The organism is Arthrobacter sp. 05N33_2 (assembly GCF_056397425.1).
On sequence record NZ_JBFTNJ010000117.1, the window covers coordinates 1 to 4459 of the forward strand.

Below are 4459 nucleotides of genomic sequence, written 5' to 3' on the forward strand. Positions count from 1 at the left end.
CCCAAAGGACGTGTACGGCTCGTCTGTTTTCTTGACACAATGTAAAGAAAGATGTGATGCTGGCTACACCGCAACGGGGCTACGGCACGGTCAGGCACCCCGGCGCCCCTGTATTCAGCACCCGATCTTCAAGGGAGAAGCCAAGTGAGTCACACCACACCCGTCGATAGCGGGGACGCGTTCCACGCCCCCACCGGGCAAACCGTCAATACGGTATTGGGTCCCGTCCCTGCCTCGGAACTGGGCGTAGTCGCGCTCCATGAGGCCCTATTGTCAGTGGTCCCGGGCGCCCAGTACGCACCAGAGATCTCCATGGACAGGGCACAGATCTTCGATGCCCTGGCGGCCAAGCTCGCGGACTTCCGCGAGCACGGCGGGCAGACGATCGTCGACAGCACGGGCATGTTCCACGGCCGCGACCTCAAGCTCTACGAGGCGTTGTCCCGCACCACCGGCGTCCACATCGTCGCCTCCACGGGCCTGGGTCCGGAGGAAGAACTCGGCGGATACTTCCTGACGCCGCAGACCAACCCGCCCACCCCGTGGCCGGCCGAAAAGTTCGCCGATCTCTTCGGCAAGGAGGTCACTGAGGGGATGGTGGTTCCCCGGGTCGAGCGCCGCGCCGCCGCCGGCATCGTCGCGACCATTGCCGACCGCGCCGGCATGACCCCGACCGAGGAAAGCCTGTTCCGCGGCTCCGCCCGCGCCGCCAGGAACACCGGCGTCCCGGTCTCTATCCGCTTTGGCGCCGATGTCCTGCACGATCTGGACATCGTCCTGGACGAGCAGCTCGGGGCCGACCGGGTGCTCGTCGGCGACCTCGACCGCAGGGAGGCTGCCGGCTCCGCCATCGAGGTGGCCGGCCGGGGAGCCTTCGTCGGCATCGACCATGTGGGCCTGAGCGACCACGCGGACTACCTCACCGACCATGGCCGCGCCGAACTGGTGCTCGGGCTCGTCAAGGCAGGCCATGCCGACCGGATCATCCTGTCGGGCAACTCGATCGGCGTTGCCAAAGGTCTGCCGGAGTACAACCTCCCCTACAGCCACGTCCTGACGACGTTCGTGCCGTTCCTCAAGGCCCACGGCCTGAGCGACGAAGACGCCCGGCGCATCCTCGTGGATAACCCGCGCAACCTGCTGACCGTGCGCTAAGCACGTCTCGGCACACACAACAAGCTTTCGAAACCCTGAGGTGAACGAATGACCAAGGTCAACACCGTGCTGGGAACCATCCCGGCCGAAGAACTGGAAATCGTGGCGGTCCACGAACACATCGGCTACGGCATGCCCGGGTCCGAACTGGATACCAGGTGGTGGAAGTCGCCGGAGCAGGCTTACGAGGAAACCGTGCCGAAGCTGCGGAAGTTCCGCGAATACGGCGGCGGTACCTTCGTGGACGCCACGGGCATCTGCAACGGCCGCGACGTCGACTACTACAAGTCCCTGTCCCGGAAGACGGGCGTGCACATCGTTGCCTGCACCGGCTTCGTCGGCGGAGACACCGCCCTGCCGCACTTCTCCCGCGCAAGCGTGGACTACCTCACGAAGGTCTTCATCCACGAGATCACCGTCGGCATCGGCAACACGGGCGCCAAGGCCGGCGTCATCAAGGTCGGCGTGAGTCGCGGCGGACGCATGACGGATCTGGACAAGCGCATTTACCGGGCCGCGGCCCGCGCCGCCGTCGTCACCGGCGCTCCGGTCCTGACCCACCTGGCCATCGACCCGGAACCGGCAGTGAACATCTTCAACGAAGAAGGCCTCCCGCTGGACCGCGTGCTCTTCGGCCACGCCGACGACGGCCTGAACGCTCCGGTCACCCCGCACGATTGGATCTACGAGCAGGGCGGCCGCATCGGCTTCGACACTTTCGGCTACGACCTCGAGCTGCCTGATCCGCCGTTCTGGGGCCGCAAACGTGCCGAACGCATGGAGCACTTCGTCAACCTCGTGAACAAGGGCTATGCGGACAAGCTCCTCGTCTCGGCGGACGCAAACTGCAGCCCGCTGGGCTGGCCGGGCGTGAAGGGCCACACCATCAACTACATCTTCGAGGACATGATCCCCGATATGCGCGCGGCCGGTATCGACGACGCCACCCTCAAACTCCTGCTTGAGGACAACCCGGCCGACTTCCTGTCCCTTCACGCCTGACCCCGGACAGACCACCACAACTTGCCCGTTCCGCCAGACATGGCCCGGGCCCAGAAAGAGTCAAGAAAGAGATGAAACCATGAAGGCTGAAGACATCAAGAACCTCAAGATCGCCATCGTCGGCGCGGGGTACGGCGGCGCCGCGGCGGCCAAGGCCCTGAGCCTGCTCGGTGCCGACGTCAGCGTGTACGAACAGGCATCCCAGATGCGGGAGGTCGGCGCCGGCATCGGGCTGCGTCCTGCCACCATGCACCGGTTCAGCCAGTGGGGCATCTTCGACACGATCGCGAACGTAAGCTCCCCGAGCGACTACTTCGAAATCCTCACCGCCACGGGTGAGCCGATCATGAAGGACACCTGGCCGGAGTTCGGCGGGCAGAGCCAGACCCACCTCATCCACCGCGGCGACTTCATCGACGCACTCCTGAGCGTGCTGCCGCAGGGCATGGTGCACCTTGGCCACAAGCTGGAGACCATCGATGACACGGGCGGCCGCTCCGTCCTGACCTTCACCAACGGCACGACGGTCGAGGCGGACCTGGTGGTAGGCGCCGACGGCATCAAGTCAGTGGTGCGCGAGCAGCTCTTCAGCGACAAAGGCCCGGTGTTCTCCGGCGAACACGCCTACCGCGCTGTGATCTCCGCCGACGACGCCCACGGCATGGTGGTGGACGACAACCTGCGGATGTACATGGGCAGGGGCACGAAGGTCTACCTGCTGCCGCTGCGCCACCGCAACCAGATGTCCTTCGATATCACCGCACTGTGCCCGGACAGCACCTGGGCCCCCACCATCACGAAGGATGACCTCGTGGCGACGGTGGAGGGCTTCGACGAGCGGATCGTCAACATCGCCCGCGGCCTCGACATGGACACCGTCAACATCCGCGCCGTCTACGACATCGACCCGGTCGACACGTGGCACACGGACTCCGTCGTGCTCATGGGCGATGCGGCCCACTCGATGCTGCACCACCAGGGCCAGGGCGCCAACTCGGCCATCGAGGATGCCGGTGCGCTCGCCGATGCCTTGGCGGAGGCCGGCTCTGTCAAGGATGCACTGGCCCTGTTCCAGGCAACCCGCAAGCCGGTAACGGACGAGCTGCAGCGCATCTCGCGTCAGGGGTGGACCGAGGACGAGGTCAATGACGTCTTCCCGGGGCAAAAGCCCACGTCCCAGAAGCCCGCCGCCGTCAACGCACCAGCAGAGTCGAAGGCCTGACCCATGACCATCCATCCCGAAATTGCCAAGATTCTCAGCACCCTGCCGGCGCCCGACGGCTCGCCGCTGAACCCGGGGGCCATGCGCGCCGGCGAGGCCGCGCAGGTTCCCGCATTGGAGGACCGTCTGCCGCTGCACTGCGTCGAGGACGCCACCGCAGTGACGCCATCGGGCGAGGTGCCCGTGCGGATCTACACGCCGGCCGGGTCCGACGCTCATGGGCTTCTGGTGTACCTCCACGGCGGGGCGTTCTTCCTCGGCAGCCTGGACACGCACGACCACGTTGCCCGGGCCCTGGCCAAGGAGACCGGTCATAAGGTCATCTCTGTCGGCTACCGCCTGGCGCCCGAGGCTGCTTTCCCTGCCGGCCTCGACGACTGCTACGGGGTGGTCCGGTGGGCCGCCGAGCAGGGTACGAGCCTGGGCTGGGACGGCAAGAACCTTGCCATCGCCGGCGACAGTTCGGGCGGCAACTTCGTCGCTGCCGTCGCAGCGATGGCCCACGACGACGGGTTCGACCGGATCACGCATCAGGTCCTCTTCTACCCGTCCCTGGACCTGGACTTCGACGTCGACCGCTACGCCTCGCTGCGGGAGAACGCCGAAGGATTCGGGCTGGAGACGGCGGGCCTCAAGCCGTTCAACTCCTTTTACCTGGAGAGCGGGGCGGACCCGGCGGACCCGCTCGTCTCCCCCATCAAGCGCGATGACCTCACAGGCCTGCCGGCGGCGCTCATCATCACCGCCGAGCACGACCCCCTGCGCGATGAGGGCGAACTTTACGGCCAGCGACTGGCGGAGGCCGGCGTCGTGGCGGCCGTCAGCCGCTGGCCGGGGGCCAACCACGGCTTCGTCCAGAACTTTTCCTGGATCCCGGAGTTCTACCGGGCCTTCGAGGAAGCAGGCGACTTCCTGAACGCGGGGGCCGGGCAATGACGGGGCCAGTCGCTGTTCATCCCCTGGTCTCGCCGTGGGGCCGGTTCGGACTCTACAGCTTCTTCATCGACGCTCCCGAGCCCGCCATCGTCGACACCGGGATCGCGTCCTCGCCTGCCGAAGGCATGGTCCCGGCACTGGAGG

At 66.4% G+C, this 4459-nt stretch carries 4 protein-coding genes; all 4 read left to right on the forward strand.

From position 1 onward, the window contains the following. Positions 1-144 precede the first annotated feature (144 nt). The 4 genes from AC1DHX_RS20255 (at position 145) to AC1DHX_RS20270 (ending at position 4315) form a co-directional block, all read left to right on the forward strand. Positions 145-1155 carry a phosphotriesterase family protein gene (locus AC1DHX_RS20255; RefSeq protein ID WP_476858543.1) on the forward strand — a complete coding sequence of 337 codons (1011 nt, stop codon included), beginning with the start codon at positions 145-147 and terminating at the stop codon, positions 1153-1155. A gap of 48 nt (positions 1156-1203) precedes the next feature. Beyond that, positions 1204-2157, forward strand: a complete 954-nt coding sequence (locus AC1DHX_RS20260; RefSeq protein ID WP_476850895.1) for a phosphotriesterase family protein — start codon at positions 1204-1206, stop codon at positions 2155-2157. A gap of 79 nt (positions 2158-2236) precedes the next feature. Continuing rightward, positions 2237-3379: an FAD-dependent monooxygenase gene (locus tag AC1DHX_RS20265; RefSeq protein ID WP_476858544.1), complete on the forward strand. Its 1143-nt coding sequence runs from the start codon at positions 2237-2239 to the stop codon at positions 3377-3379. A gap of 3 nt (positions 3380-3382) precedes the next feature. Further along, on the forward strand, positions 3383-4315 hold the full coding sequence (locus AC1DHX_RS20270; protein WP_476858545.1) for an alpha/beta hydrolase: 933 nt from the start codon (positions 3383-3385) through the stop codon (positions 4313-4315). Positions 4316-4459: the final 144 nt, after the last annotated feature.